Source organism: Priestia sp. SRI_019, from assembly GCF_057586255.1.
In genome coordinates this window covers 1,021,554-1,047,548 of the sequence record NZ_JBYCZN010000002.1, presented here as the reverse complement: position 1 = coordinate 1,047,548, position 25,995 = coordinate 1,021,554, and the positions used below count along the sequence as shown (strand labels likewise).

At 33.8% G+C, this 25,995-nt stretch carries 30 protein-coding genes and 1 pseudogene; 17 read left to right on the top strand and 14 right to left on the bottom strand.

The features are described 5' to 3' along the window. Nucleotides 1-704: 704 nt before the first annotated feature. A complete protein-coding gene (locus tag AC2YJL_RS15590) occupies nt 705-1,466 on the top strand; it encodes a PAS domain S-box protein (RefSeq protein ID WP_230932342.1) in 762 nt (253 codons plus the stop codon). A gap of 221 nt (nt 1,467-1,687) precedes the next feature. On the opposite strand, the gene AC2YJL_RS15585 is transcribed toward AC2YJL_RS15590, so the two are convergent. Both AC2YJL_RS15585 and AC2YJL_RS15580 read right to left on the bottom strand, forming a co-directional pair. Then, the gene (locus AC2YJL_RS15585) at nt 1,688-1,900 is read right to left on the bottom strand and encodes a hypothetical protein (RefSeq protein ID WP_230932343.1); all 213 of its coding nucleotides are present in this window, start codon (nt 1,898-1,900) and stop codon (nt 1,688-1,690) included. Nucleotides 1,901-2,213: 313 nt separating this feature from the next. Next, on the bottom strand, nt 2,214-2,636 hold the full coding sequence (locus AC2YJL_RS15580; protein ID WP_230932344.1) for an Lrp/AsnC family transcriptional regulator: 423 nt from the start codon (nt 2,634-2,636) through the stop codon (nt 2,214-2,216). A 144-nt stretch (nt 2,637-2,780) separates the two neighbouring features. Between AC2YJL_RS15580 and AC2YJL_RS15575 the strand changes: the two genes are divergently transcribed. Both AC2YJL_RS15575 and AC2YJL_RS15570 read left to right on the top strand, forming a co-directional pair. Next, nucleotides 2,781-2,987: a DUF1272 domain-containing protein gene (locus AC2YJL_RS15575; protein ID WP_230932345.1), complete on the top strand. Its 207-nt coding sequence runs from the start codon at nt 2,781-2,783 to the stop codon at nt 2,985-2,987. 6 nt (nt 2,988-2,993) lie between these two features. Beyond that, a pseudogene (locus AC2YJL_RS15570) lies at nt 2,994-3,220 on the top strand (cysteine hydrolase); the annotation flags it as partial. Between the two features lie 175 nt (nt 3,221-3,395). Here the strand turns inward: AC2YJL_RS15570 and AC2YJL_RS15565 are convergent. The 3 genes from AC2YJL_RS15565 to AC2YJL_RS15555 form a co-directional block, all read right to left on the bottom strand. Beyond that, nucleotides 3,396-3,893 (bottom strand): DinB family protein, encoded by a 498-nt coding sequence (locus AC2YJL_RS15565; RefSeq protein WP_195694922.1) that lies wholly within the window; start codon nt 3,891-3,893, stop codon nt 3,396-3,398. A 173-nt stretch (nt 3,894-4,066) separates the two neighbouring features. Further along, nucleotides 4,067-4,378, bottom strand: a complete 312-nt coding sequence (locus AC2YJL_RS15560) for a DMT family transporter (RefSeq protein WP_230932346.1) — start codon at nt 4,376-4,378, stop codon at nt 4,067-4,069. Further along, entirely contained in the window at nt 4,378-4,716 is a 339-nt protein-coding gene (locus AC2YJL_RS15555; protein ID WP_028410021.1) for a DMT family transporter, read from the bottom strand. Before AC2YJL_RS15555 ends, AC2YJL_RS15560 begins: the two co-directional genes overlap by 1 nt. 184 nt (nt 4,717-4,900) lie before the next feature. Between AC2YJL_RS15555 and AC2YJL_RS15550 the strand changes: the two genes are divergently transcribed. From AC2YJL_RS15550 to AC2YJL_RS15520, 7 genes are all read left to right on the top strand, one after another. Then, nucleotides 4,901-5,788 carry a LysR family transcriptional regulator gene (locus AC2YJL_RS15550; protein ID WP_230932347.1) on the top strand — a complete coding sequence of 296 codons (888 nt, stop codon included), beginning with the start codon at nt 4,901-4,903 and terminating at the stop codon, nt 5,786-5,788. A gap of 128 nt (nt 5,789-5,916) precedes the next feature. Beyond that, nucleotides 5,917-6,306 carry a hypothetical protein gene (locus AC2YJL_RS15545; RefSeq protein WP_230932348.1) on the top strand — a complete coding sequence of 130 codons (390 nt, stop codon included), beginning with the start codon at nt 5,917-5,919 and terminating at the stop codon, nt 6,304-6,306. Nucleotides 6,307-6,471: 165 nt separating this feature from the next. Further along, nucleotides 6,472-6,957, top strand: a complete 486-nt coding sequence (locus AC2YJL_RS15540; protein WP_230932349.1) for a hypothetical protein — start codon at nt 6,472-6,474, stop codon at nt 6,955-6,957. Nucleotides 6,958-6,961: 4 nt separating this feature from the next. Continuing rightward, nucleotides 6,962-7,117, top strand: coding sequence for a DUF5412 family protein (locus tag AC2YJL_RS15535; RefSeq protein ID WP_195694929.1), 156 nt, complete (start codon nt 6,962-6,964; stop codon nt 7,115-7,117). Between the two features lie 909 nt (nt 7,118-8,026). Then, nucleotides 8,027-8,224 carry a hypothetical protein gene (locus AC2YJL_RS15530; RefSeq protein ID WP_369360765.1) on the top strand — a complete coding sequence of 66 codons (198 nt, stop codon included), beginning with the start codon at nt 8,027-8,029 and terminating at the stop codon, nt 8,222-8,224. Nucleotides 8,225-8,581: 357 nt separating this feature from the next. Beyond that, complete coding sequence (locus AC2YJL_RS15525; RefSeq protein WP_230932350.1) at nt 8,582-9,208, top strand: hypothetical protein; 627 nt, start codon at nt 8,582-8,584, stop codon at nt 9,206-9,208. A gap of 66 nt (nt 9,209-9,274) precedes the next feature. After that, complete coding sequence (locus tag AC2YJL_RS15520; RefSeq protein ID WP_195694815.1) at nt 9,275-9,793, top strand: hypothetical protein; 519 nt, start codon at nt 9,275-9,277, stop codon at nt 9,791-9,793. 81 nt (nt 9,794-9,874) lie between these two features. Here the strand turns inward: AC2YJL_RS15520 and AC2YJL_RS15515 are convergent, their stop codons facing one another. Beyond that, nucleotides 9,875-10,021: a BH0509 family protein gene (locus AC2YJL_RS15515; protein ID WP_013056404.1), complete on the bottom strand. Its 147-nt coding sequence runs from the start codon at nt 10,019-10,021 to the stop codon at nt 9,875-9,877. A gap of 946 nt (nt 10,022-10,967) precedes the next feature. Here AC2YJL_RS15515 and AC2YJL_RS15510 point away from each other — a divergent pair. Continuing rightward, nucleotides 10,968-11,171, top strand: coding sequence for a cold-shock protein (locus AC2YJL_RS15510; RefSeq protein ID WP_013056405.1), 204 nt, complete (start codon nt 10,968-10,970; stop codon nt 11,169-11,171). Between the two features lie 282 nt (nt 11,172-11,453). Here the strand turns inward: AC2YJL_RS15510 and AC2YJL_RS15505 are convergent, their stop codons facing one another. Continuing rightward, complete coding sequence (locus tag AC2YJL_RS15505; protein WP_195694814.1) at nt 11,454-11,657, bottom strand: cold-shock protein; 204 nt, start codon at nt 11,655-11,657, stop codon at nt 11,454-11,456. A gap of 284 nt (nt 11,658-11,941) precedes the next feature. Between AC2YJL_RS15505 and cshA the strand changes: the two genes are divergently transcribed. Then, nucleotides 11,942-13,342, top strand: coding sequence for a degradosome RNA helicase CshA (cshA, locus tag AC2YJL_RS15500; RefSeq protein ID WP_230932351.1), 1,401 nt, complete (start codon nt 11,942-11,944; stop codon nt 13,340-13,342). A gap of 295 nt (nt 13,343-13,637) precedes the next feature. Here cshA and AC2YJL_RS15495 read toward each other — a convergent pair whose 3' ends face one another. After that, nucleotides 13,638-13,838 (bottom strand): cold-shock protein, encoded by a 201-nt coding sequence (locus tag AC2YJL_RS15495; protein ID WP_016766383.1) that lies wholly within the window; start codon nt 13,836-13,838, stop codon nt 13,638-13,640. A gap of 713 nt (nt 13,839-14,551) precedes the next feature. Continuing rightward, entirely contained in the window at nt 14,552-15,196 is a 645-nt protein-coding gene (locus AC2YJL_RS15490; RefSeq protein ID WP_230932352.1) for a glycosyltransferase, read from the bottom strand. Nucleotides 15,197-15,651: 455 nt separating this feature from the next. Between AC2YJL_RS15490 and AC2YJL_RS15485 the strand changes: the two genes are divergently transcribed. Beyond that, nucleotides 15,652-17,247 (top strand): acetolactate synthase large subunit, encoded by a 1,596-nt coding sequence (locus AC2YJL_RS15485; RefSeq protein WP_230932353.1) that lies wholly within the window; start codon nt 15,652-15,654, stop codon nt 17,245-17,247. Nucleotides 17,248-17,307: 60 nt separating this feature from the next. Here the strand turns inward: AC2YJL_RS15485 and AC2YJL_RS15480 are convergent, their stop codons facing one another. Both AC2YJL_RS15480 and AC2YJL_RS15475 read right to left on the bottom strand, forming a co-directional pair. Next, complete coding sequence (locus AC2YJL_RS15480) at nt 17,308-17,868, bottom strand: hypothetical protein (protein WP_230932354.1); 561 nt, start codon at nt 17,866-17,868, stop codon at nt 17,308-17,310. A gap of 334 nt (nt 17,869-18,202) precedes the next feature. After that, nucleotides 18,203-19,633, bottom strand: coding sequence for a PQQ-dependent sugar dehydrogenase (locus tag AC2YJL_RS15475; RefSeq protein WP_230932355.1), 1,431 nt, complete (start codon nt 19,631-19,633; stop codon nt 18,203-18,205). A 315-nt stretch (nt 19,634-19,948) separates the two neighbouring features. Here AC2YJL_RS15475 and AC2YJL_RS15470 point away from each other — a divergent pair, with 315 nt between their 5' ends. The 3 genes from AC2YJL_RS15470 to AC2YJL_RS15460 all read left to right on the top strand — a co-directional run bounded on the left by AC2YJL_RS15470 (nt 19,949) and on the right by AC2YJL_RS15460 (nt 21,792). Next, nucleotides 19,949-20,323, top strand: coding sequence for a cupredoxin domain-containing protein (locus tag AC2YJL_RS15470; RefSeq protein WP_195694808.1), 375 nt, complete (start codon nt 19,949-19,951; stop codon nt 20,321-20,323). Nucleotides 20,324-20,955: 632 nt separating this feature from the next. Further along, on the top strand, nt 20,956-21,084 hold the full coding sequence (locus AC2YJL_RS15465) for a hypothetical protein (RefSeq protein WP_269067573.1): 129 nt from the start codon (nt 20,956-20,958) through the stop codon (nt 21,082-21,084). 282 nt (nt 21,085-21,366) lie between these two features. After that, on the top strand, nt 21,367-21,792 hold the full coding sequence (locus tag AC2YJL_RS15460; protein ID WP_195694807.1) for a CBS domain-containing protein: 426 nt from the start codon (nt 21,367-21,369) through the stop codon (nt 21,790-21,792). Between the two features lie 191 nt (nt 21,793-21,983). Here AC2YJL_RS15460 and AC2YJL_RS15455 read toward each other — a convergent pair whose 3' ends face one another. From AC2YJL_RS15455 to gdhA, 3 genes are all read right to left on the bottom strand, one after another. After that, a complete protein-coding gene (locus AC2YJL_RS15455; protein ID WP_195694806.1) occupies nt 21,984-22,634 on the bottom strand; it encodes a DUF421 domain-containing protein in 651 nt (216 codons plus the stop codon). 387 nt (nt 22,635-23,021) lie between these two features. Continuing rightward, nucleotides 23,022-23,303, bottom strand: coding sequence for a YesK family protein (locus AC2YJL_RS15450; RefSeq protein WP_043981817.1), 282 nt, complete (start codon nt 23,301-23,303; stop codon nt 23,022-23,024). A gap of 56 nt (nt 23,304-23,359) precedes the next feature. Then, nucleotides 23,360-24,742 (bottom strand): NADP-specific glutamate dehydrogenase, encoded by a 1,383-nt coding sequence (gene gdhA / locus AC2YJL_RS15445; RefSeq protein ID WP_230932356.1) that lies wholly within the window; start codon nt 24,740-24,742, stop codon nt 23,360-23,362. 169 nt (nt 24,743-24,911) lie between these two features. On the opposite strand from gdhA, the gene gltC reads away from it, so the two are divergent. Then, the gene (gene gltC, locus AC2YJL_RS15440) at nt 24,912-25,817 is read left to right on the top strand and encodes a glutamate biosynthesis transcriptional regulator GltC (protein WP_195694804.1); all 906 of its coding nucleotides are present in this window, start codon (nt 24,912-24,914) and stop codon (nt 25,815-25,817) included. Nucleotides 25,818-25,995: the final 178 nt, after the last annotated feature.

Below are 25,995 nucleotides of genomic sequence, written 5' to 3'. Positions count from 1 at the left end.
GTGATCGAGAAGTATTAGTAAATCATACTAGCATGTTGCTTTATATATAATATTTGTTCTTCTGTACGAAGGGTTTATGAATCGGAAAGATACTGAACGAAAAGTATATTACTAGAGTCGTTTACTACTCTCATATGGAGGTGAAAGGGTAATGATTCAATTTTTTGGTATCCATATAGGGACGTTATACTTTCCTACAAGTATCCTTCTAATTACTTTATTAGTTTTAGTAGGTTTTATTATCTATTTTCTTAGTAGAAGAAAAAGAAATAGAGATCAAACGATTCATTCAAATGAGAATAGGGTAAAGGGCAAAAGAGGAAAAGACAAAACTCTGTAAATGATCTAAAAGAAGAATTAATATATTTCGTCATCAAAAAGAATTCTCGTTTGAAGTGAAAAAATGAAGTGAAAAAAATCATCCTAATCCTATAGTTCCTGATACAGCCTTACACCATGATTTAACTCGTAAGAAAGTAGGATTTAAATAAATGCAGAGAGGGCCCTTGAATTCATTTTTAAGGGCTGTTTTTATTTTTGTTCTGTAAAGGACAGACGACCTTTTAATCTTCTATTTTCTTACTATTTCTTATTTATAACTTCAAAAGAAACTTTATTATCATTTTTTAAGATTTTAAACAAGCAATTGAACCCTTGATAAATTTGAAATAGTAGTCTAACCTTCATATTAAGGAGTGAAAATTATGAATGAAAACATTTCGGGTATTGATTATCAGGAAGTCATTGAATATGCGTTAGATCCACTCATTATTCATTCAAATCATAAGATTATATATGTTAACCACGCAGCTGAACATTTTTTTAGAGGAAAAAGGGAAGATATCATAGGTGCCAGTCCTTTAGATATATTTCAAGAAACATCTAAAGCAGCAATAAGGAAAAGAATCCAATCTGCTTATGAACGTCCAGCAGAGCTCATTGAGGAAACCATATTTAGAATGGACGGCACAACTGTTAATGTTGAATTATATTGTCATCCCTTGCTGCTGGGAGATAAAAAAGTAATCCAAACCTATGTGAGAGATATTACGGTAAAAAAAGAGAGTGAAACAAGACAAAAAGAAATAATAAAGCAAATAAATGAACTCTCTACAACCCTTGTTCCTCTTTTGGAGGGAATCGCTGTACTTCCCTTAGTAGGAGCCATAGATGAGGAAAGAGCAAACCAACTTTTAATGGCTGTTCCAGTAAAAGTGCAGACACAAAATATAAATTGTTTAATTATAGACTTTTCTGGTATTTATACATTGAATTCAATTGTAACGGAGCATCTTTTTAAAATTAATAGCGTTATGTCACTACTTGGAGTGCAATGTATCTTAACAGGGTTAAGACCAGAATTATCTCGCTCTGCCGTACAGCTAGGTATTAATTTAGCTTCTACCCCGACAATGGCTACTGTAAAAAATGCACTTCATTTTTTAGGAATTACTTCTAGTAAATAACCTGTAAAATGAAAATAACCAAAGCAACTTTTACAATTTTAAAGATACATATCATATAAATCTTTAGGTGGTTTTTTAAAATTAAATTTGTACCTTGTATATATTAGAAAAACAAAAGAAACTCCTGTATATATGTCAGGAGTTTCTTTTGTTTAAAATAACATATTGTGCAATCGCATGTTTGTTAAATAAAAGATAGAAGAATCATTGAATCGCTTTCTTCAGTTTAAGATCTTGTATAAAGCTTCAGAAGCGTTATCTATATCATAATCGTTATAATTTAAGGTTTTTTGATCCGTAAGTGTAGTGATTTGAAAAATCTTAGATGTTTTACAATACGACAATTCCAGTACTTCAGGAATGATATGAGTAATAGTGCTATCCTCATATTGAACAAGAGTATTAAGCGTTTTTTTTATTTCAAGTATATTCATAAAAGTACCTCTTTCCATTATAAGGAAACTCAGGGTACAAAGAGACCATATAATTTAAATTTATGTTCTTTCTCTATTATAACATATGAATGTATAGAAAAATACCTGCCGAGAATAGACAGTATGGTAACTGCAATTGTAAATTCTATGCACTTCTAGTCCTGCTAGCTGGTCAGTTAAAAAGGCGGGAGAATTACGTAATATATCTATGGTTTATTAACATTTATTAGCCATTTAAAATTTATCCTAAGTAAGAAATGAAAGACAGAAAGTAACCAAAATGAAAAAAGAATAATGGAGATAGATTATCAGTCTATTTTATTGCTTTATAGACAACTGGTGAGGAAAGTTTAATCAATGTAGACGGCTCTCCAAAAGCCATAGATTCATCAATAAATGTTTCAAGAGATTGAACGGAATCAGTTAAAACTTTTACTAGATAGTTGTATTGGCCTGCCAAACGATGACATTCAATAACTTCAGGGTGTTCTTTACAGTATTCTACGAATTGCTTACATTTTGTATTGCTATATAAAATAAAAGCAGTTACAGGTTTGTTGAAATTTTCAGGGTTAATTATTGCTCTATATCCATTTATTATGTTTTTTTCTTCAAGTTTTTTTACTCTTTCATTAACAGCAGGGGTAGATAAACCAACCAGTTTTCCCAACTGTGTAAAAGACAAACGAGCATTCTCTTGTAGATATAGTAATATATTTTGATCAATTTCATCCATAAAACATACCCCGCTTTAAATTATAAATTAAAATAATGAATTTTCCGTCAATATTAAAGCTATTAATTAATAATACAATAAAATAGACATGTGAAAATAGAAATTTATACAATACAATTTAATTATATCAAAAGGAGGGATTTAATGGCTTTAGAAATGAGAAATACATGCGAAAAGTGCAATAAGAAACTCCATAATAGCTCTGTTGCTTATATCTGTACACATGAATGTACATTCTGTGATAAATGTAGTGAAAGTGCGATGTATATTTGTCCTAACTGTGAAGGGGAACTAGTTAAAAGACCAAGGAGCAAAGAACATTCGTTAAGTTGCTCATTAAATTTCTCATAAATTTAGACACAACACTGTATAGATATTGCAGTCAGAACAGCTACAATCAATGGGATGGTTTGACATTAGTGGGTGATGGACATTCAACAACGGACAGTAATGGTTTAAGTGCTGAACAAATCATAAAGCATTATAATGAAACTTTACTTGGTCATTACAACGTTGAACACTTTTCGATTGTCAGAAATGCAGAGGAAGACTTGCTTCGTCTGACATATTATTCTTATAGGTAATTAATTGCACGAAGACAAAGATTTTTAGAGTACTGAAAATCGAATTCAGTAATCAATTGATTTATAGATAAAACAAAAGGTAATAGCACATAACTAAAACAAAGCCCTAAAAGTGTCTAATCGACGATTTTTAGGGCTTTGTTTCTGCCAATTATTGTGTTTCAATCGGTTTTTATTAAGCAGGAAAGCCTCCCGTTGGCGGTGGCCATGCTCCGTTTAATCTTCTCATAATGACAATTTCACCTAGATGATAGCTGTTGTGAGAAGCAATATTACGCAGTAATCCCCCTGGGGTTTCACTTGGCCAAGTATCCAGAGGTTCTTCTATGGCTAATGTATTCGCTAAGTGACAAGCTTCGTCAATTCCATCACAAAAATGCTGGATTGTCGTTTTCCATTCTTCCTCATCAACCGGAGCAGGGTGTTCAGGCCAGCTTTCACTTACACTTTTTGGTCTTTCAGGGTTTTCTCCTTTAGCAAGAGCAAGTAAAAAGTCTTGCCAATAGCTCATATGCTTCACTAATTGATAAATAGAATAAGGTAATTCCTTTTGTTTATGTGAAGCAAGCTCCATATTAATATCAGTTATTGCGTTAATCGTCGGAAGGTGACCTCTTTCACCTCGCAGTGATTTGGTAAGTGCATCACGAAATGCTGTATTCGTTTGTGTCATGTTTTTTCCGGCCTTTCTTTTTCAAAGTCATACGCTTTTAACAGTCTAACACAAATCAGTTTAATATATGTACTTCCGGGATTTCGGAAATATGAAAGCCCTTACTAAATACTAGTTGAATAGTAAATGCCCAATATAAGAATACGAGATCTTCGCTTAAACATCTTTGGGTGTTAAAAAGCCTTTAGTATAATAACACCTGTAATAATAAGAGTAACCGAGATAATCTTTCTTTTGTTTTTTGATTCCTTAAATATATAAATACCTAACAGCGTTGTACTAACAATCGTCAGCCCTGCCCATATAGCAAAAACGACGCCTATTTCAAAATAGTGTGTCGTTAGAGAAATAAAATAAATACAGGCAATGAAGAGTAGAAATGCCCCTATTGTGGGAACAGTTTGTCTAAAGCCTTTGGATAGTTTTACGCACATTTGCCCTCCAATGCCTAAAATTAAGCCAATCGTTAAAAATACGTATCCCATTACGCTGTCATCCTTTCTTTAGAGCTCTCTTTAATGTTAAGAGAAACTGCACCAATTATAATAAGAGAAACACCTAAAATTTTAGATAAGGAAATAGTTTCATCAAAAAAGATAATACCTGTGACCACAACAAGTACGGTTGCTCCTCCAGCATACAAAGCACTTGCTACTCCTACTTCACCTTTGGCGTTGAGTAGCATATAAGCAGCAATTGAAGAACAATAAAATAGTATGGCAAAAACAGTAGGAACAAAGTTTGTGAATCCATTTGTAAGATTAAGAAAAAATACTGCGATTACCTCCAAAATGATGGCAAGAAACAATAGTAAATAAAACAATCAAATTTCCTCCTTTCAGTCACCTCATTTTAAGAACTTTACGTAATTTCTACTAAATAGTTGCAGTAGCACTCGGATGTCATTATTTTATCTAGAGCTTGATATCTTGTAAAATAATGATAAATGATTGTAGATATCACTATTATTAATACCTAAATGAATGTAAGTGGAAAGGAGAATGTTTATGGAAGTAGAAGATATACGCATATTTATGGCTGTAGCAGAATACGGCAGTGTAAGCCTTGCCGCTGATAAGCTAGGCTATGTCCAACCAAATGTAACAGCACGTATTCGGTCTCTTGAACGAAAAATTGGACACCCATTGTTTCATCGTCACAGACGAGGAATGACATTAAATGTAGAAGGTCGAAAACTTTTAACGTATGGAGAACAAATGATGCGGCTGATGGATGAAATACAGAAAGCATTTCAAGATGAGCGTAATCTTGTTGGATCATTATGTATTGGATTAGTTGAAACGGTAATAGGTTTTCCTGAAATCATTTCTTCCTATCATAATAAGCACAAAAATGTGGATATTTCTCTAGTATCAGGAGTAAGTACACAATTAATAGAGAAAGTTCTTAAGTTCCAGTTAGACGGGGCATTTGTAGCAGAACCAGTAAATGTGTCAACGCTTGATCAAATTCCGGCTTTCGATGAAGAAATTGTACTTGTATGCAGTGCAAATGAAAAAGGTAAGAAGCAGATTCAGTCTGCCAAAGAGTTACTGCACTTACCATTCATTTTATTTAATGAAGGCTGCCAATATAGAGAAAGACTACAGCAGTGGTTACAAGACGAACAAATAGTATCACCAAAAATCATGGAATTTGCTACACTTGAAACGATTATGGGGACAGTAGTTTCTGGTCTTGGTGTGACACTTATAGCCCGGTCATTAGGGGAAAGATATGAGAGGGAAGGATTAGTACAACTCTTTTCAATACCTGAGCCTTACAGAAAGCTCAGAATTGTGTATGTTCGTCGCTCCGACTCCTATCTAGGAGTAACTGAGCGTGAATTTATAAAGACAATCAGCGAAATAAGAGAAGGAAAAAAGCAGAAATAAAGAGACTGTTTTTTCATAAAGAGGTTTTTATTTACCCTATGTATGAATGCACTAAGTGTTAACTAGAAAGGTAAAAGTGAGCTTTTTATATGGCATAAATCAAAAATGCTTTTAAAGGAGCAAGCACAGTGAAAATAGAGGACAGAAAATTTGCAGAACGAGTACTGAAGCACTTACTTATTGGCAGTCAAATAGACGGCGTAAAATTTGGGATTAATAGTTCTACAACTCTATTGTATTTTACTAATTATAATAGAAAAGATGATGGTGATTTTGTTTTAAACATCGAAACAAATTGGACTGTATATCCTGAACCCTGTGATACATACCCCTCATCAGAGGGTGAAGTGCCTTTAAATACAGAAGAGCAACATTTTAAGCATATTTGGGATATTAAGAGACAAAAAGTAGTAAACGTTCAGCTAGATACTGTATCGCCTCATCTTATCATTTCTCTAGAATCGGGGAGAGTTCTATTTGTGAATGCTACGATCCTAACTACGAATGCTGGCAATTAGGAGACCCTTTTGGAGGAGTTGATTGGCTTTTAGTTGCAACTCCGGGTGGTGACATAGCTATTTGGTGTCCTAGTGAGTTTGAATGAGCGTTATGTTAACTATTCTTGTATATAGTGTACAAAAAAATCACTTAGGGAAATGGTAAAACATATGGAGGAAACATGCATGAATACTATCTTAGAGAGCTTTTATGATTTAAAGGAAATAGTAAGTTCTTTTAATAATCTCCATGAGAAGTACAATTGGTTGTTGAGTGATTTAGATGGATCTTTTCCAGAAAAGTACCTTACTTACTTTACTGAATACAGAATTTACAACAATGGAATAAACGGCAATACGTACTGGATTACAGGTGAAAAGCTCACGGAGCTTGCTAATAAAGAGGACATCTATTTTATATGGGGAGTTTTTTCTGCCTTTGATAAGAAAGAAACTATAAATTTAGATATGCTTAAAGAAGAGCCTTATGCTGATGGTAATCCTGATTTTTGGATTGAAACACCAACAATTCAGCACCCTAAAGCAATTATAGAATTAGCTTTTTGGGACTCATCTTTAATTATACTTTTGAGCAAGGACGAAGAAATATCTAGGAATTTTAGAAACAAGTTTGCAAAATGGAAAGACCTAGAGGAGTACAATAAGGAGTAGTCTTATGACTTATATATACTATAAAAGAAAAAACATCTATCAGAACTATCCTCAGGAAACAGCCACGGTTAAATGGATAAATGACGAAACAGTTAAAATCAGTGACCATACATTAAACGTTAAACAAGATACATTTAATGCTAATGACCGGAGTAACTAAATTCTATTTTTAAACAATTAAGAGCTCTTGGTATTAATTATTTAAAAACGGGTTAAATAAACAAGCACAGCTGAAGCATCAAGCTGTACTTATTTACTGTTGTTGAAATCGTTTCCTAGCGTTGGTCTAGAAAACAGTAGAGTAGACATTATTTACATGTAAAAGAATAAGCATTGGTAATTGGATTATGTATTTTAAGTATGACTTCTCCTCCTTGGTCGTAACATTGTGAACTAAAGATTTGTATTTCTTTGCTATTAAAATAAGCAGAGCAATTTACTAAAACAGAGATTACGAGTAATAAGGTTAGAAGAATAATAAATAGTTCTTTAATTTTCCCTTGAATCATTAATTTAATTTTGAATTCTCCTTTCTAATCAATAAGATCATAGTAGCCTTTTATTTTCACAAGTTTCACTACCTGAAATTTAACAGCAAGGTATTAGCGAACGGTTATTAAAAAAGTAATGCAACTATGAAGTGGTGCATTACTTTTTTGTACTTTCATTCTTTCCATATCTGTTCCAAATAATATTTAGTACAATCAAAACTAAAAATATGGATAAAGTGTAATACCCTGGCCAACTTTTATCTCTCCAAATCAGATTGAAGACTGTACTGGATAATATTAGTATAGTTAGAACCCAAAAATAATTTCCTTTTAACTGTCTCATTAATAACTCCTTCAAAGTAGTACTCAACATTACTTACTTATTTATCCATAATAACATACTTTAATTAGCTATTTATTTATAAACTAGAAATGCTTTGTATAACTCTTATAACATTTGTCTTCTAAAAACCATACACTTTTACGGACGTATTTGGTAGACTAATAGGAAATAAATAGAAAAAACTTATCGGAAATAGTTTTGTATACGAAATTATTTAAAGAAAGGAGATTTCTTATTGTCTAAATATATAGGTATTTTCTTTTTGAACCTTTTTATAGGGATTATACTATATTTCGTATTAGCTTCTCTTTTAATCAATGGTGATAATGCAGCAGAGGAGGCCATTAATACCTTTGGATTTACCCTCATTGTATTTCTTTCATTTTTAATTGCACAAATGTATTACTTAATACATTTAGTAAAGAAAAAATAATAGGTATTGATGATGGTCTCATTGGAATTACAAAATAAACTAAAAACACTTATTGATACAATATGTTTCCTAGTTCCGTTTTTATAAACTGACTAAGAAAATATTTGATAACAAGGATCCTTTAGCAGAAGGTTAGTCTAAACCTCCATGTTCATACTTTTTCTCTATTTCTATTTCGATAAACTTAACTCATTTGCTTCAAGAGTATTTATACGACTTAAAGCCTGTACAATTACATACTAAATATAAATAAAACATAATAACAATTGAAAGCGATACAATTGCGTTATACAAAGGTTTAAGTTTCACAAATTTACCACAAGGCTTGGGTCATTTAAGACAGGGGAGAATAGAATAATGAAAAAATTAATTGGTGTAACTATTATGGCTGTTTCGTTGTTAATAGGCGGAGCCTGTTCAAACCAAGGAAGCTCAGATGTAGAAAAAAATAAAAAAGTGTCAAAAGAATATCAACAAGATAATCAGAAAAAACCTTTTAAAATTACTAACGTTAAAGTAAAAGTAGTTAATGACAAAGGTTTGGTAGGATCTACAATAATAGAAGAGAACGGAAAAGAGAAAGAAATTGTCCCTCTTGCTCTTTACTACGATATGAAAATTAAGCACTACAGTGATAAAAACCTTATTAATTTTGATAAAGACGATTTAGATTTTAAAATTTTACCCGATAAAGAGCTAATAAAGGCCTCTAAGGATGCTGTAGGAGTTAATATTTTTGATGACGAGAACGGTCTTGATGGATTAGGAAGGGGATCAGGATATGGAGATTTTAATAGAAATAGAACTGGTAAAATAAATGTAAGTTATGACTTAGGATTCACCACTAAATCCGGAGGGCTGCCAGTGGCTCCTAATAAAGAAAAAATAAAAATGCTTAAAGAAAATGCTTTGAAAGGTGTTTTAGTAGTTATTAAAAATAAAAAAGAAATAAGTCGCTATAACCTTAATGCCATAAACAATTAATACATTCTATTTATTTACTTAGCTACTTACCAAGAAAGCTTTAACTGCAAATAAAAAGAGAAAAGTATGAGACAAGCAATTAAATCAAAAGTAGACAAATTAGTGGGTTTAAATCTAAGATACGCAGGGAGAACCTCAAATTTGTTTTGGCTTGGATTTGGAAAAAAGATTTTAGTAACTAGAAGGGGGAAAACGGAAGAGGTAGCTGAATACGCTTTACATATTCAATGTTCTTGGCGTATTGCCAAAGGTAATAAAATTGTAGTAGGTTCTCGGGATTTCTATTCTCCACGAACAGGGTTGAAGAGTGAAAATGAGCACTTTGAATGGGATGTCCAAGGAAATAATCGATTCGATGAACGAATTGAATCGATTATAGAAGATATAAACGAACAAACGATTGTAGAAAGAGTTGAATCGGACGAAGTAGGAGGGCTAAAGATCTTTTTATCTCAAGGTTATTTATTAGAGGTATTTCCGGATACGTCAGAAGACGATGAATATAGTGAGTTCTGGAGACTTTTCAACCGGAAGGAAGACAGCCCTCACTTTGTTGTCACAGGAAATGGGACTAAAAACCAGTAATCGCATAATTAAAGAAACGAAAAAAGCACAAACCCGTTGGAATCAAACGTTTTTGTGCTTTTTTCTTATTTTATAATTGAGTTACATATAATCATAAGCGGAATCATCAAAATAGAGCCAGTGATAATATTCAACCTGCGGATCTGTCATCTTCGAAACTTCTTCTTCATTGAATTTTTGATACTCAACTAATTTCTGCACTTTAGAATTTCTTTCCACTTGGCTCATTTTAAATCCTCCTTATAGTTTGAGAAGTAACAATGCACTTAAATATAGAAAGCGTTTTCTTTTTCTTATTTTTATTATATATCTCAATATGAGATTAAAACAATATCAATTATAGATGATTTTTCAAAAAACAATATAGAAATGGTATTATGGCGTCGGATTGGGACAACAAGGCTTCTGCAATCGAAATTAAATAATGGGTGATTCCCAATGGCAAGGCTAAAAATTTTTTGTTAGTATTGTTGCTTAATCCCTAAAAAACATTATGATAACTAGCTCTATAAATTAGAAATAAAGCTAGCTTAACACAGCTAGCTTTATATTTTTTATGCTGTTTTCCAGAGCTGTACATTTTCAACTGTCGTTCACTTTGTTATAAAAGCTCTTTAACATTTTCATCATGTTACGCCCTGAAGTTCTTGACATTTGATTATTATCTTCATCATCATGAGTACTCAGGTACCAGCTTCCTTTGTTATCTTCATTTAATCTATATACCTTATTCGTTCTACTGTCTGTATAAAAGTTTCCATCCTTCAGTCTCACACAATCCCCCCTCTACCAAGTGTCTATCCTGTATTATGCCCAAGATATCAATTTTATGAAAAATTTCATATACCCAAAAACAGCAGGTTTCTTAATGCGCTTATTATTTTGTAAGTAATCTACAGAGGTGCAAAAATGGTGAAAGTCCATTGAATTTACGTACTGCTAGTAAACCTTAAATTAGCTCTTAATAAGATACATATATTTCCACCTTGGATTTTATCTATTTTTCTGTATTTGCTATCTTCCGTTCTGTGTGTTACGCTTAGGTTAATTATTTTTGTTCGGTGTAGGATTGAGAGAAGAGAAATCTCTTCCATAGAAATTTTCATCTTAAGATAGTATGGTTGGACAAGGGTAGTAATACAAGTGTGGAGATTCCACACTAGGAGGCAATATTATGGAACAAGGTACAGTAAAATGGTTTAATGCAGACAAAGGCTTCGGTTTTATCGAAATTGAAGGCGGAGACGACGTATTCGTACATTTCAGCTCTATTCAAGGTGAAGGCTTTAAATCATTAGAAGAAGGTCAAAAAGTAACGTTTGACATCGAACAAGGCCAACGTGGAGCACAAGCTGCTAACGTTCATAAAGTAGCATAATTAAAATGAGTAAAAAAGACTCCACCTAGGAGTCTTTTTTTTACTTTTGATTTCAGTAGCTCGCAAAAGATATATTATATCTTATTTTAAAATCTCGTTATAATAGAAAAACCAGCGTTTTAAGGCTGATTTTTGGATAATACGAAGGTACAAGGTATGGACTAGTTAACCATACACTAGAAATACAAATCAAATATGGCATGTTTGTTTGGTAAGAAGTTTACTTTCAGTTAAAGAAGTGCCGTAAGTTTTTTATAGATTTATACAACAGACGGATATAAATTATTTTTGATGGGGATTAGGAGACGCATCTAAAAGCCGTTCTCCTGTTCTCATTTTATGGCCACATAAAGGACACTTTTGCTGTTTTTGATAAGAGAAATTTTTTCTCATCCAACCATTACATTCTTCTGATTCACATTCCCAAATCTCTATTCTTTCTTTAGGTAAGGGCTCTTGATTTTTCTTCCTATGATTATAATACATAACTACATCATCCCTCCTCCTAAATAGTATACCTTTTAAAAAAGAATTAGTGAGAACCATATCTTTCTAAATTAAACCACACTTTATAGCCCCTATAAAAATTTATAAATACACGTAAGCACGGATAAAATAAGGCATGAATTCGCCTTGTATAGATACGCTAAAATAAGATGTTCGTGAATAATAACACTGATTTCCAATACGCAGAAATGAATAAATAATATCTCTCGTTAAAGAGTACTTTTCTCATTTCTGAATTTAAGTAAGAGAAGGAGCACGGGAAAATGAAAAAATTTTCTGATTTTAATTTAAGCAAGGACATTGAAAAGGCAGTTCATAACTTGGGTTTTGAAGAGGCTACGCCGATTCAGGCTGAAGCTATTCCGATAGCTATGACTGGTAAAGATCTAATTGGACAAGCTCAAACCGGTACTGGAAAGACAACAGCTTTTGGCATTCCTCTTATAGAGCGGGTTGAGCTTGGTGAAGAAGGGATTCAGGGAATAGTCTTAGCACCGACACGTGAACTGGCTATACAAGTAGCAGAGGAGTTAAATCGAATTGGACAGGTAAAAGGAGTTAAAACGCTGCCCATTTATGGAGGTCAGGATATTAATCGTCAGATCAAAGCCCTTAAAAACAGACCGCATATTATCTCGGCAACCCCAGGGCGCCTTAAGGACCATATGAAAAGAAGAACCATTCGTTTAAATCATATTCGTACAGCTGTTCTGGATGAAGCAGATGAGATGTTAAATATGGGCTTTATTGAAGATATCCAAACGATTCTTGGCGGCATCTCTTCTCCCCATCAAACCTTACTATTTTCAGCAACCATGTCGAAGCAAGTACAAAGTCTAGCCCAGAAATTTATGAACGATCCTGAACTCGTAAAAGTAAAAGCGAAGGAGTTAACGGTAAAAAACATCGAGCAGCAATATATGGAAATTCCAGAGAATCGAAAATTTGATGTTCTTTGTAATCTCGTAGACCTTCAATCACCAGACCTTGCTATTGTGTTTGGACGCACAAAAAAACGTGTGGATGAACTTGCTGAAGGACTAAAAAAGCGTGGGTATGCAGCAGAAGGCATTCATGGAGATCTTACGCAATCCAAACGTGCCGATGTAATTCGTCAATTCAAGAATCATACGATTGAGATTATGGTTGCAACCGACGTTGCAGCAAGAGGACTTGATATTACAGGTGTTAGCCATGTCTACAATTTTGATATTCCTCAGGACCCTGAAAGCTATGTTCATCGTATTGGCCGAACAGGACGGGCAGGTACTAAGGGATTGGCAGTTACCTTTATAACTCCAAGAGAACGTAATCACTTAAAAGTGATCGAAGATGTCACGAAAACCAAAATGTCTAGACAATCACCTCCTACTTCTAGTGAGGTAATGGCAGGGCATCAAGAAGCAATCATTCACCAGGTTTTGGCCGCTATCGACAAGGGGGAGTTTGTGGAATACAAGCCAATGGCGGAAAAGTTATTAGAAGAAGTGGATTCTGTTTCTTTACTGTCAGCCACTTTAAAGCTCTTAACAAAAGAATCAAATATGACCTCTGTCCAATTGACTGAAGTGGCACCACTTCGTAATAAAAAGGCAAAAACAGAACGTAAGAGAAATAGAGGGAGAAAAGAAACAGTAGGCCGTAAAAAAACATATAGAAAATAATCCCTGATTATTTTTGATGCGAGAAAGGATAATGGCTATGAGTGAGAAAATATTTAGTAATGGAGAAGTAGTAACGATAAGAGTATCGAATGAATTAGTGACAATCTTAAAAAGTCATTATGTAAAAAACATGAAAAGATACTCTTATACAGTCGATAAATACCCAAGTACCTTTTTCTTTGAAGAAGAGTTAAAAAAACACGAACTATAATTATTGATGAATAAGTGTTGATATAAAAATCTTTTTAAGTAAAAACAGACTCTGAAAATAGAGTCTGTTTTTTAGTATGGTTTCTTATGCTTTATTTACGTTTGTCGCTTGTGGTCCACGTTGTCCCTCTTCGATATCAAAAGTCACTTCTTGCCCTTCATCCAAGGATTTAAAGCCTTCACCTTGAATAGCTGAGAAGTGAACAAATACATCTTCTCCACCTTCGCGCTCAATAAATCCAAAACCTTTGTCAGCATTAAACCATTTCACTTTACCGTGTTCCATTTTTTGTTGCCTCCTAAAATGTAGAAAATAAACCAGATTATCATTAAATCTAGCTTATTTATATATTATCCCAATGGAGACATCTTAAACTTAAATTAATTTGATCTTTTTAACTTTCTTTATCATCACTCCTTCCATTAAAATGTAACAAGGTATGACTATAACATCATTGTGAGGTTCTCGTGCAAAAACTTCAAATAAACATGGAAATGATAGAAGTCGAGTATTAGCCACTGTTCACACAATCATTAAGGGTATTGAATTCATAAATATGAACCTAAATTAGATGCGAGAGCATAATGGGAGCCGTCTGTCCAAAAGAAAGGGAAGTTCACTCAAAAAACTTTTGAATAGTGGCGTAAAAATACATTCGATTAGATAGAAATCTATATACCTTTTTCATATAAATACAACCTTCGCACTAGAATCCGTAAACTTGTTTCCACATAAAAAATGACGCCGTTTTAGGCGCCATTTTTTATAGAATAGAGAAGGACACACCCTATGCACGGGCGGTACTCTTAACACATCGTCTTGATTTGATAATACCCAGTGTTTAAATTTAATAAACCTTTGGTTATGATGCTTTATGCAAAATATCTACGTGTACCTTTTTAGTGAACCTAAGGTTTCTTAGAGTCATCGAGCAAAAGAGCCCTTACAGATGCAGTGTTTTATGAAGAAATTTCAAATAATACTGGATATTATCAAAATTATTTATTAAATTTCTTTGGAAACTGCTTCACAACTCCCGCAGATATAGTATCTGCCATTAAGATAATATGTGATACTCCTTCATCAATTGCAACGATTCTTGCCTCCCAATCTTTTTCTAAGCTTGCAGATAAATCATTTGTCACTAATTTTAGATGCATATACAGTAATTTTTTTAAATCTTCATTTTTCAAATAAGGGTTGGCCTGGCTAAGGAACGCTGCTATATCATCAGCATTTCCATACCATTCTTTGTTTAATTGATTCACCAAGGCTTTCTTTCCCGCTTTAGCTGCATCTACAATCTTCCCAGCAATCACAATATGTTCCTTAAGCAAATCCGTAAGTCTATTCCCAGCTTTCTCTCCGTATATCGGCTTAACAGCATTCCCGATATCTTCTTGATTTTTTAATAACCTTGCCAACACCTGTTTTTGATCTTCTGATCCTGCTGTTGTTGCACTTGTAATATAATTACTTGTCCATAATACATGATCCATCCAAAGTCTTCTGAATTCATTTTCAAACGTTACCTGAGATTGACTAACACGATATTCTTGTGCTTCAGCACGAGCACTACTTGGTTCAACCAGCATGTTTAGTGAGAATAACAACAAAAATCCCACCATTAATAATCTTTTCATAAAAACGCTCCCTCCAATTTAAACGAGTATGCGCCTTATTATTTGTATATGGGATTTTTTACATTCCTCAAAATGTTACATTCTAATAGAAATTTTTATAGGGTATCTCCACACTTTCAATCAGCCCACATAGAGGAAGGGTTACAGAAGATACCTTTCTGTAAGGTTATAGTAGAGAAAATAAAGCCTTTTTTTGTTCGCTAACAAAGAAACCGTTATTGAGGTCTAATTTCATTTCGATTTTTTTGACTCATTCAATTATTTATACATTCTCTAAAAAATATATTTAACATAAGAACCTAATGGCAACACTATAAACAATAGTTAGTGAATAAGATTTTCTTGCATATGTTTGGGATTTTTGCGAGTTGAAACTAAAAAATGTGATAAAGATTAATGAGCTGTTCCTTTCACATAAGCTTGTCAGAATACTATCTAGAGAGAGGTCGAACAATATGAAAGTGACGGATACACTTGTTCAATGTTTAGAAAATGAGGGAGTTGAATATATTTTCGGAATACCCGGTAAAGAGACCTTGGATTTTATTGATTCCTTATCCAACTCTAAACAGATTCAATTCGTGAATGTGAGGCATGAGCAAGGAGCTGCTTTTATGGCAGATGTATACGGAAGGTTAACAAACAAAGTAGGGGTATGTTTATCAACATTAGGCCCTGGAGCTACTAATTTATTGACAGGTATATCTAGTGCAAAGCTAGACCATTCTCCTGTTGTTGCTTTAACAGGGCAGGCTGCTTTGGGAAGGCAGCATAAAGATTCGCACCAGTATATGGACATTATCAAAATGGTAGAACCGGCAACGAAATGGGGTGTTCAGATAAAAGATGCAAAAACGCTTCCTGAGATTATTCGAAAAGCATTTAAAATTGCACAAATGGAAAAGCCAGGACCCATAGTAGTAGAATTGCCAGAAGACTTAGCAACTCAAATCGTTCCCATTAAACCTATTTTACCTACATCTACACCCGTAAGCATACCTATATTGGAGTCCATTCAGGCTGCCAATACTCTTATTAAACAGTATGAGAGACCTTTTGTTATTATCGGTAACGGCGTTGTCAGACAGGGAGCCGTGGATGAGCTTCAGCCATTTATTGAACGCCTTCAATCACCGGTTACCCATAGTTATATGGCTAAAGGTGTATTGTCTAAAGATCATCCACAAAATTTCTTTACGTTTGGATTTAATGAAAAAGATGAAGTGCTCGCAGGCTTAAAGGAAGCTGATCTACTTATTGTAATTGGGGTTGATCTTGTCGAAAGGTTACCCAAAGAATGGAACACAGAAAAAACACCAATTTTACATATAGATACTTTACCGGCAGAAGTAGATGAATATTACCCTATAGAAGTCGAATTGGTTGGAGATATAAAGCAGACTTTACGAGTATTCAATCAGCTTGATATTCCTTCTAAATCGTGGATTCCCTCTGGTAATCTCCAGAAACAAATTAAGCAATCTTATCACATTGAAGAGAAAAAGATAGATAGCAATTTGCTGCCTTTAACAATCGAGAATACCTTGCATATTATTGACAAGCTCTCTTCAGAGAAAACAATTGTGATTTCAGATGTGGGAGCTCATAAAGTATCTATAGCCCGAACTTATCAACCTAAAAACCCTAACAGGTTCATTATATCAAATGGTCTAGCTTCCATGGGTATTGCTCTACCAGGATCAATTGGAGCTAAGCTAGCCTGCCCTAATGATCCAGCTATTTGTATTACTGGAGATGGAGGAGCTTTAATGAATTTTGCTGAAATAGAGACAGCAAAGCGCTTAGGGCTTTCATTCATCATTATTGTTTTAAACGACTCTACATTAAAAATAGAGCAGGAAATGATGAACAAAAAGTTTGGTAAGAGGTATGGAGTAACTTTTGCAAACCCAAATTTTGTTCACCTGGCAAAAAGCTTTGGAATTAAAGGAGAACAGGCAAATAGTTTAGTTGAATTTGAAAATATAATGAAAAGAGCTTTGAAAAATTCAGATGAGATTGTCCTAATTGACGTTCTTCTAAAAAGCTGATTGCGATTTCTCCATTATTTTACCGAGTTATGTCTGTTAAGGGATTAATTTGTAGATTCACTAGGAAATAAATGTTTTTAATTTTTTAAAATAAGCTAAGCTGAGTTCAACCCAAATCCAACTATAAAGGAAAGTAAATACAAAAATTAAACCAGTAGTAGAAAGAGAAAAATTTTTGGAAATCACGGGACCTAGTACGGGGAATTTGAAACCGTACAATAAGGTACTAATCCCAACAGTTAATAGAGTGGCACCACTTACAACAATGTATAATCTTTTTTTAAAAAAGTAAAAAGCAGCTCCTATGCCCATTCCCAATATTCCTGTTGTAAAAGGAAAAATAATAAGTTCACTTGGCTGGATAATCAGAAGAAGCAGATTTGTTAGTATATAGGTAATAAATCCTAGAGGGAGCGAAAGTGTGAAACAAAAAAGAATGGGTGCAGTAGAGAAGGGACTAATAAAAATTCCTATTCCCGGTAAGAAACCTCCTGCTGAATGAAGAAGGGCTGCTAAGCTGGCGAAAAGAGCGCCTGATACAAGCTGCTTAGTTTTAGATAGTCTATGAACAAAAAGCTGCGCAGATTTTACTTCATTTGAAAGAGACTTTAAAAAGTACATGAATTTCACCTCCGTTAACTGTTTTTACATTATTTTAGATCATTGTCTGATATATCAACTCTTACATGGAATATATGAAGAAATTAAGAGCGAGGACTAATAAGTCGCATTTACTTTTACAGGAATAGGTTATATCCGTTAAGATAAATTTCTTTATCTTTCTAAAGGTATGTACTGTAGCCCATAAAATGAATCTTTTATGGGCTTTATTAATTAAAGGCTTTTTTATTTTCTAGAAAGTTCATTTGTTCATTCTTATAAAATAGCTGGTGAAAAAATTAAGCTATGATTTTTGGAAGAAAATCGATATCCAGTCGAATTTTATAAATATAAATCATGGAACAATTTCAAAAACAGTACCTTGATTAAAGTCAGACACTTTCATAGAGCCATACACTCCTAAATAAAGCCTGGTTTGATCCAGGTTCGTTCCCAAACTAACGTAGTAAGCTGATTGAGAACCAAAATCATAATCAATTTCCACAACACTAAAATCATTTAGCTTACAATCTGTACCTGCTCTGGTATAAGCTAAAACTCCTTTAACTGGAGATTGAGATTCTTTAACCTGGGCAATATCCGTAAACATAACGCTTCCTGTTAAGCTAGGGATTTTATTCCCCATATATGGCTGAACTCCTGTAAGGGAGGTCCCTCCAAATTTATTGGGGCGGGGATCTTTGTGAAAATAACTAGTTAAAGGCTGAAGACGTCTCACTGAAGTTTTTACCGCTTCATTGTAATAAGCAATTATTTTCTCATCCAAGGCCGGATTTTCAGAACACCTTTTTATAAACGAAGTTGGAAAATCTCCTTCCCATCCCCGCCAGCCAAGGTTAATAAATCCTTCTTGACTGGGTTTAGCTCTCATTAAAGAAGCTTGAACAAGTTGAGGAACAGGTATTGGCTTATAATGAACGAATGAAAAAATCGACTCTACTACGTCTTGTCCAACATTTCCTACATATTTGATGTACTGATTATAAAATTTTTGAAATGAAATGCCGGTTATATTGCGAACACCCTTAGCAATGAGCGTAAGAGTTTCCTGAATAGGTGAGGGGAGTTCACTAAAGCGTGTGACTACGGGTGGATTATGGATAAATGTATTCTTACCTACATCAATTTCAATTATTTTCCCGTAAATTTCTATATCATTCTGACTTAAGTTAAAGGGGTCATAGCCTGATCCACCATCTCCAGTTGTAAAGATAAGTTTTCCAGTTTCAGGTGAAAAGTTTAAGCTGTTGACACCATTATGATTAAAAAATGGTCTTCTTAAGTTAAGTAACGTCCGTCTTTTTTGAGGCTGAGCATTTGGTTGGAAAACCCATTCTTCCACTGTATCAATATGATCATATTTAGTTTCTCTATTTATCCACCTTAAGTTTGAAGTTTTAGGATCACACGGGTTAGGTCTATAATGTTCGGAAAGTGCACCTGGGCCTTGTGTTCCAGCTACTGAGTAATGAAGATAAAACAGACCGTTATAATAAAATTCTGGATGAAACGCTAGCCCTAGCAATCCTCGTTCATCATATCCTCCGCGGGAAACACCTGGTTCAGACGTACCTAATTTTATGATTCGTGAGCGAATATCTAAAAAAGTCTGTATAGCTTCGTCTCTTATGTAAAAGATCTCTCCTACTTGGGTTGCAATAAATAAGCTTTCAAATGAGTCACCAGGAAGTATAGCTGTTTTCAAAATGGTAGGTAAATTTATCTTACTAACAATAGGCCGTAAACTAACCTTAGCTTTTATCAACTAACTTGACACTCCTTTTTAATGGTTTCTTTTATAAGAATATGATTGTAACTGTTCTATTAGTATCGATACTATTTTATAAAGTTAGGTAATTTAACTAAGAAACCTAAGTGAGAGGCTCTTTTTACGAAAATTATCCATTCCTGATTACGCCTGCTATTTTCTTCTCTTAGCACCCATGATTCTCCCAACGTTCATAACTATTTGCGCTTTCTATAAATGGAAAAAAGGGAAAAATAATGATTAATTAACAAAAATATTGATATTATTTTATGAATTGGAAAAGAATATGGCTTATGAAAGGAGTGAATGCAAATGTCTATGAAAAAGTGGTTAGCGGGATTAGTCGTTTTGTTTACGATGATGATGGTTGTGATAACTTCAGGTTCACCCAGCGTTTTGGCTGAATCCGACGCGGTAAGACAGAAAGCCATGGAGGTTCAGTTGAACGATGATTACTTCAATCCAGAAACCATCACTATCCGGAGTGGAAAAACGACAACATTGATATTGAAAAATGAAGGTCAGAAAGAGCATACCTTCACAGTAGAAAAGCTCGGAATTGACGCTGAAGTCCAGCCTGGAAAAGAAAAAACGATTACCGTGAAGCCACAAAACCCCGGTACATATGAACTGATATGTAGGTATCATTTTAGTAAAGGAATGGTGGGGAAAGTGATAGTCAAATAACAAGCAGGGCTAATTAAAAGTAATCGCTTTCATTTTTTACTTTCCCGAAATCATTTGATAGGTTATAATAAATATCTACAAAATATTAAATGATATGTAAGTAACAAGCAATTACACCCTTAATATTTAACTAAAAAGAAAAACTCTCTTAAGGCATTAGGGGAGTTTTTCTTTTTTATGTATACCATGTAAGGGGAAATTCACCCTAATAATAGGACGAACTCGTTTTTCAATTCTAACTAATGTTTTTTCCGCCTGCTCTTATTCATATATTCCGTAATTTTAATTCCATAGTCACTTGCAACTTCATAAACATAAGGAATAGTAAATTGATGTTCCTTTATGTTCAATCGATTTCTTTCACCTGAAAAGCAACCCCCATTAGTAACTAAATCATTATTAATAGGTAATTCTACGTTCGAACCTATATAAGTAGCTAAACTCATTTGTATTCACTCCGTTCCTCCTGTTATCAAAAAGGTTTTTAACTAAACTTTATTACAAATAATCGAGTTTTATTCAATGTTCACTATTATTCTGCTTAATGAGTAGGCTACGAAATGTTTATATACTTGTAAATGGGGGATTTACCATATAAGACCATTGATACTTAATTGGAAGGAGAATGAAAAATGAACAATAATACTGAAACCGTTGAAAATAAAGTAGAGGATAAACTAAATGAAATGAGTCAAGAGAAGAAAGACAACATCCTTTCTAGTTTTAACGAATTATATAATAGTTTTAATATTTCAATTTAATGAAAAATAGCTTCGGATAACTCTTTTGTAAAAGTATAAAGATGAGAAGTATAAATTTATTACGAACCAACGGATTGTGCTCTTTTATTAAAACCTCGTTTCCTATAATTCTTACACCTTTTTACTCTCCAATAAAATGCGATGAATTTTTCAAATCCATTCACCATTTTCTTCTCATTAAAACCTAAAGCTTTGTATCCTAAAACTCAAATGGACGTTTTAGAAGATGAGGTGCGGGAATCAAGTGAAGTAAGACAATGATTAAATAAAGGAGGAATTGCTATGAATATAACAGAAGTGATGACTTCTAATATTGAGACAGGTAACCTTAAAAGTTCATGTGGTGAGGTAGCTAATATGATGAAGAATGTAGATGTAGGAGTTATTCCAATTTGTGAAAATGATAAGCTAATAGGCCTAATAACGGATCGTGATTTAGTCGTCAAGGGATTAGCTAATAATTTTAATACGAATACACAAATATCTGAAATGATCACCACTGATGTCATTACCGGTACAAAATACATGTCTGTAGAGCAGGCTTCACATCTCATGTCTCAGCATCAAATACGCAGACTTCCTATTGTAGAAAACGGAAAACTCATTGGAATGGTTTCTCTGGGAGATTTAGCGGTAAGCAATACTTCAAATAAAGAAACAGGAAAAGTTCTTGAGAATATCTCAGCTCCTGCTGAGCTTAATAAATAAAAAAAGCCCTTTTTGTACTTCATCTTATAGATAAGAGCAAGCCAGTAAAAATTAGCTTGCTCTTAGTTTATACATAACAACACTAATGGCTATTACAGCTGTTAAAGATTTTGTTTTCAATAGCTCCAGCAGTTTAGGGCTTTCTATAGAATTAGCCAAGTTTAAACCCATTTTCGTCCTGAATTTTTTTATCATTCATTTTTTATATCCACAAAAAGTTGCCCGTTTAAAAAACTACAATATAAAATACGTTTTACGTCTTTGTATCCTCTTTGTTTCAATTCGTGGAAAAGCCAAGAAGAATTTTTATTTATTAGATTTAAATGCTTTTCTTGGATGATTCCATCAATAACAAGGGGAAGTAAAAATACAGATCCTGATTTATCTTTGCTTTCTGATTTTTTAAATACAGATAATGTACCCGAAGGCTCTAATATCGCATAATCCACCTCACGGATATCTCCTATATTTTTATCCCGCAGTTGTAAAAGCAAGTCGTCCAAATTATAACGTGATTTCCTCATTTGCTTTTCGTCAATCTTTCCTTGCCTTATTACAATAATAGGTTGCCCATCTAGTACTCTGCGTAACTTTTGACTTTTTAATTGGATATATGTAAGAGCTATTTGGATAACTGTTAATATAAGAATAGGTACAAGCTGATAAAGTAAAGAACCTCCCGTATCCTCAATTGCAACAACTCCAAGTTCACTTATCATAAGCACAACAACAAGGTCAATGACATTTAGCTGATTTATGCCTCGTTGGCCGATAAAACGAAAAATAATAATAATAACAACATATAATAATATTGTACGCCAGCTTACTTCGATGATTTCCACTTTACGCTCTCCTTTCATTAGAATCTTTTTCTCTCTTGGAACAGGGATGAATGTAATATATAGATTTATAAACTCAGCTGATTCTCTAAGAACTTGTATTGCTTTATGGTGAAAATTAAATGAATAACGTACAAAGTGTTTAATGTGTCATCCATGGCATTAGATTTTTAACAGAAGCATTATATAAACAATTAACTGGGGAGAATCTTCATTATGTTAACTTTGTTTTGTATATCATATGCATTAAAAAAGATGCCGTTTAGGCATCTTGAATAGTTTGCTCAAGGTATTAGTATTTATACATTTAGCTGTTTAATACCGCAGTCATATTTATACTCTCATATCATCCGCATTATATAAACTGACTTTGTATGTGCTATACATACTTTAGTGGTGAATGTTTTTACTGAATTTTCTTTTCACAGATTCAGCTATAGATATAATTAGTAGGGAGATAAGTGATGAGATAAAAGCAGTAAAGCTAATTGTTCCTACTCTCATACCAATCCAGCCTCCGATAAGGAAACTTACGATAACAACGCCAACACTAACCACTCCTACAATTAGAGGTGTTATATATTTAATAGTAGGTTTTTTTCTGCTGAGTGCATATGAAAGTGCAATTAAACCAGCAATTATAATTGTAGAAACTATCTGTAAGTCACCCATTATTAACAGCCTTTAAATTCAAGATATCCATACTAGTATATTCTCCCAATGAAGTATCAAATAACACCTTGCTCAATCATAGCATCAGCAACTTTTATAAATCCCGCAATGTTTGCACCTACGACAAGATTACCAGGAGCGTTGTATTCTTGAGCAGCTTTCTTGCTATTTTGGTATATGCTTTTCATAATCGCATGTAATTTGCTATCGACTTCTTCAAAAGTCCAAGAAAGCCTAGTGCTATTTTGAGCCATTTCTAATGCTGATACAGAAACACCACCAGCATTTGCTGCTTTAGCAGGGGCAAATAAAATATTGTTCTCTAAGAAAATCTCGACAGCTTCTAATGCAGATGGCATATTTGCACCTTCACCAATTGCTTTTACTCCATTGGAAACTAATAATTCTGCAGAGTTTTGATCGATTTCATTTTGAGTAGCACATGGTAAAGCAATATCACATGGTACTGTCCAAATCCCATTACAACTTTCCACGTAAACCGCTTCGGGATGATCAGTTACATAAGTACTTATGCGTTTCTTTTCTACTTCCTTAATACGTTTAACTGTCTCTAAGTTAAGACCATCTTTGTCATAGATATAACCATTTGAATCGCTGCACGCAACCACTTTAGCCCCTAACTGTATCGCTTTTTCAATTGCATAAATTGAGACATTTCCTGACCCTGACACAACAACTGTACTGCCTTTAAAGCTGAGATTATTATCTTTTAACATTTCTTCAACAAAGTAAACTGTTCCATATCCAGTTGCTTCTTTACGAGCCAAACTTCCACCATAACTAAGGCCTTTTCCTGTTAGAACGCCTGCTTCAAAGGTGCTACGCATTTTTTTATATTGCCCAAACAAAAAGCCAATTTCTTTACTTCCTACACCAATGTCACCTGCAGGAACATCCGTATCAGGTCCGATATATTTGCTAAGTTCTAGCATAAAGCTTTGACAAAAACGCATTATTTCTCCATCTGATTTTCCTTTAGGATCAAAATCAGCACCACCTTTACCGCCGCCAATTGGTTGACCAGTTAAAGAGTTTTTAAAAATTTGCTCAAATCCTAAAAATTTAATAATACTTGCGTTGACAGATGGGTGAAATCTTAATCCGCCTTTATATGGACCAATTGCGCTACTATATTGGATGCGAAACCCTCGATTAACTCTAACATTTCCGATATCATCGACCCAAGGTACACGAAAAGAGATGACTCTCTCAGGTTCAACGATTCTCTCCAGAATAGCTTGGTTAATATACTGAGGGTTTTTAATAAGAACAGGTATTAAAGAATCGAATACTTCTTTGACTGCCTGATGAAACTCACTTTCACTTGGATTTCGTTTTTTTACTGTTTCAAATACTTGATTAACATAATTCTGCACGCTTTCTGTATTCGCCGATTGATTTTTTTCAATTGTTATCATACTTATCCTTCTCCTATTTATTGATTTATAATGAAAATTTAAAAAATTCGTCGCAATTTTTTAGGGTTGTTATTATAAAATATTTTATAATTGAAATAATGATCGAATCAATATAAAGAAACGATAATATCAATGCGTTTTATGCATTAACTAATAAGGAGGATATAAAATGGACTTTAGACAAATCCGTTATTTTATGGAGGTTGCTACACGCGAACACGTAACTGAAGCCGCCCATTCTTTACATGTAGCACAATCCTCGGTAAGTCGGCAAATTGTAAATTTAGAAAATGAATTAGAAGTTGATTTGTTTATCAGAGAAGGAAGGAGGGTACATTTAACGCCAATTGGAAAAATATTTTTTGAACGAATGAAACATGCCATGAATGTGATAGACGATGCGAGACGTGAGGTTAAGGAATATTTAGATCCTGAAAAAGGAATAATACGCATTACTTTTCCGATAAGTTTAGCAGCGTATACATTACCAACTGTAATCTATGCATTTAGATTGCGCTATCCGGAAGCAAAATTTCAGTTAAAACAAGCGCTTTACCAGGAATTAATTGAAGGTGTGATTAAAGGAGATTTTAATCTTGGTCTGATAGGTCCACTTCCTCTCAAAGAAAAAAAACTTGAACAAAAAATTTTATTTACGGAAAATATTGTGGCTCTTTTGCCAATTCACCACCGCCTTGCAAAAGAATCCTCCGTAAAACTTCAAGAACTAGTAGACGAACCGTTTGTTTTATTACCTGAGGGTTTTGTCTTTCGAGATATCGTTGTGAATGCTTGTCAAAATCTTGGCTTCACACCAAATGTTGCCTTTGAGGGGGATGACATCGATGCGTTGAAAGGGTTAGTTTCTGCTGGTTTAGGTGTAACACTCATGCCAGAAGTCACGCTAGTCGATAGCTTGCCGCGCTCAACAGTTAAAATACCATTGGTGGAACCAAACGTAACAAGGACTGTAGGCGTTATTACCCCAAAGGAGCGAGCACTACTTCCAACAGAAAAGTTATTCTATGATTTCCTTCAGGAATTTTTCACTAGATTAGATGATTTTAAGAGTTGATTTACACTCAAGAAAAAGCACGTGATTAGCAGAGAAAAGTAATTACATTACTTTGGTTTGTATAACAATTTTTAAATACTCAAGTCTTTTGATTTTTTCTTAAATCTCAAGGGGTTTTTCTTTAAAAAGGGCAAGCATTCCGTCCGGAAAAGTTACTTTCACAGATAGATAACAATAT

What these genes read in the sequence shown, in the direction of transcription:
- AC2YJL_RS15590 (WP_230932342.1), top strand. Translation starts at nt 705, where the DNA reads ATGAATGAAAACATTTCGGGTATTGATTATCAGGAAGTCATTGAATAT.
- AC2YJL_RS15585 (WP_230932343.1), bottom strand. Translation starts at nt 1,900, where the DNA reads ATGAATATACTTGAAATAAAAAAAACGCTTAATACTCTTGTTCAATAT.
- AC2YJL_RS15580 (WP_230932344.1), bottom strand. Translation starts at nt 2,636, where the DNA reads ATGGATGAAATTGATCAAAATATATTACTATATCTACAAGAGAATGCT.
- AC2YJL_RS15575 (WP_230932345.1), top strand. Translation starts at nt 2,781, where the DNA reads ATGGCTTTAGAAATGAGAAATACATGCGAAAAGTGCAATAAGAAACTC.
- AC2YJL_RS15565 (WP_195694922.1), bottom strand. Translation starts at nt 3,893, where the DNA reads ATGACACAAACGAATACAGCATTTCGTGATGCACTTACCAAATCACTG.
- AC2YJL_RS15560 (WP_230932346.1), bottom strand. Translation starts at nt 4,378, where the DNA reads ATGGGATACGTATTTTTAACGATTGGCTTAATTTTAGGCATTGGAGGG.
- AC2YJL_RS15550 (WP_230932347.1), top strand. Translation starts at nt 4,901, where the DNA reads ATGGAAGTAGAAGATATACGCATATTTATGGCTGTAGCAGAATACGGC.
- AC2YJL_RS15540 (WP_230932349.1), top strand. Translation starts at nt 6,472, where the DNA reads ATGAATACTATCTTAGAGAGCTTTTATGATTTAAAGGAAATAGTAAGT.
- AC2YJL_RS15535 (WP_195694929.1), top strand. Translation starts at nt 6,962, where the DNA reads ATGACTTATATATACTATAAAAGAAAAAACATCTATCAGAACTATCCT.
- AC2YJL_RS15525 (WP_230932350.1), top strand. Translation starts at nt 8,582, where the DNA reads ATGAAAAAATTAATTGGTGTAACTATTATGGCTGTTTCGTTGTTAATA.
- AC2YJL_RS15520 (WP_195694815.1), top strand. Translation starts at nt 9,275, where the DNA reads ATGAGACAAGCAATTAAATCAAAAGTAGACAAATTAGTGGGTTTAAAT.
- AC2YJL_RS15515 (WP_013056404.1), bottom strand. Translation starts at nt 10,021, where the DNA reads ATGAGCCAAGTGGAAAGAAATTCTAAAGTGCAGAAATTAGTTGAGTAT.
- AC2YJL_RS15510 (WP_013056405.1), top strand. Translation starts at nt 10,968, where the DNA reads ATGGAACAAGGTACAGTAAAATGGTTTAATGCAGACAAAGGCTTCGGT.
- AC2YJL_RS15505 (WP_195694814.1), bottom strand. Translation starts at nt 11,657, where the DNA reads ATGTATTATAATCATAGGAAGAAAAATCAAGAGCCCTTACCTAAAGAA.
- cshA (WP_230932351.1), top strand. Translation starts at nt 11,942, where the DNA reads ATGAAAAAATTTTCTGATTTTAATTTAAGCAAGGACATTGAAAAGGCA.
- AC2YJL_RS15495 (WP_016766383.1), bottom strand. Translation starts at nt 13,838, where the DNA reads ATGGAACACGGTAAAGTGAAATGGTTTAATGCTGACAAAGGTTTTGGA.
- AC2YJL_RS15490 (WP_230932352.1), bottom strand. Translation starts at nt 15,196, where the DNA reads ATGAAAAGATTATTAATGGTGGGATTTTTGTTGTTATTCTCACTAAAC.
- AC2YJL_RS15485 (WP_230932353.1), top strand. Translation starts at nt 15,652, where the DNA reads ATGAAAGTGACGGATACACTTGTTCAATGTTTAGAAAATGAGGGAGTT.
- AC2YJL_RS15480 (WP_230932354.1), bottom strand. Translation starts at nt 17,868, where the DNA reads ATGTACTTTTTAAAGTCTCTTTCAAATGAAGTAAAATCTGCGCAGCTT.
- AC2YJL_RS15470 (WP_195694808.1), top strand. Translation starts at nt 19,949, where the DNA reads ATGTCTATGAAAAAGTGGTTAGCGGGATTAGTCGTTTTGTTTACGATG.
- AC2YJL_RS15465 (WP_269067573.1), top strand. Translation starts at nt 20,956, where the DNA reads ATGAACAATAATACTGAAACCGTTGAAAATAAAGTAGAGGATAAACTA.
- AC2YJL_RS15460 (WP_195694807.1), top strand. Translation starts at nt 21,367, where the DNA reads ATGAATATAACAGAAGTGATGACTTCTAATATTGAGACAGGTAACCTT.
- AC2YJL_RS15450 (WP_043981817.1), bottom strand. Translation starts at nt 23,303, where the DNA reads ATGGGTGACTTACAGATAGTTTCTACAATTATAATTGCTGGTTTAATT.
- gdhA (WP_230932356.1), bottom strand. Translation starts at nt 24,742, where the DNA reads ATGATAACAATTGAAAAAAATCAATCGGCGAATACAGAAAGCGTGCAG.
- gltC (WP_195694804.1), top strand. Translation starts at nt 24,912, where the DNA reads ATGGACTTTAGACAAATCCGTTATTTTATGGAGGTTGCTACACGCGAA.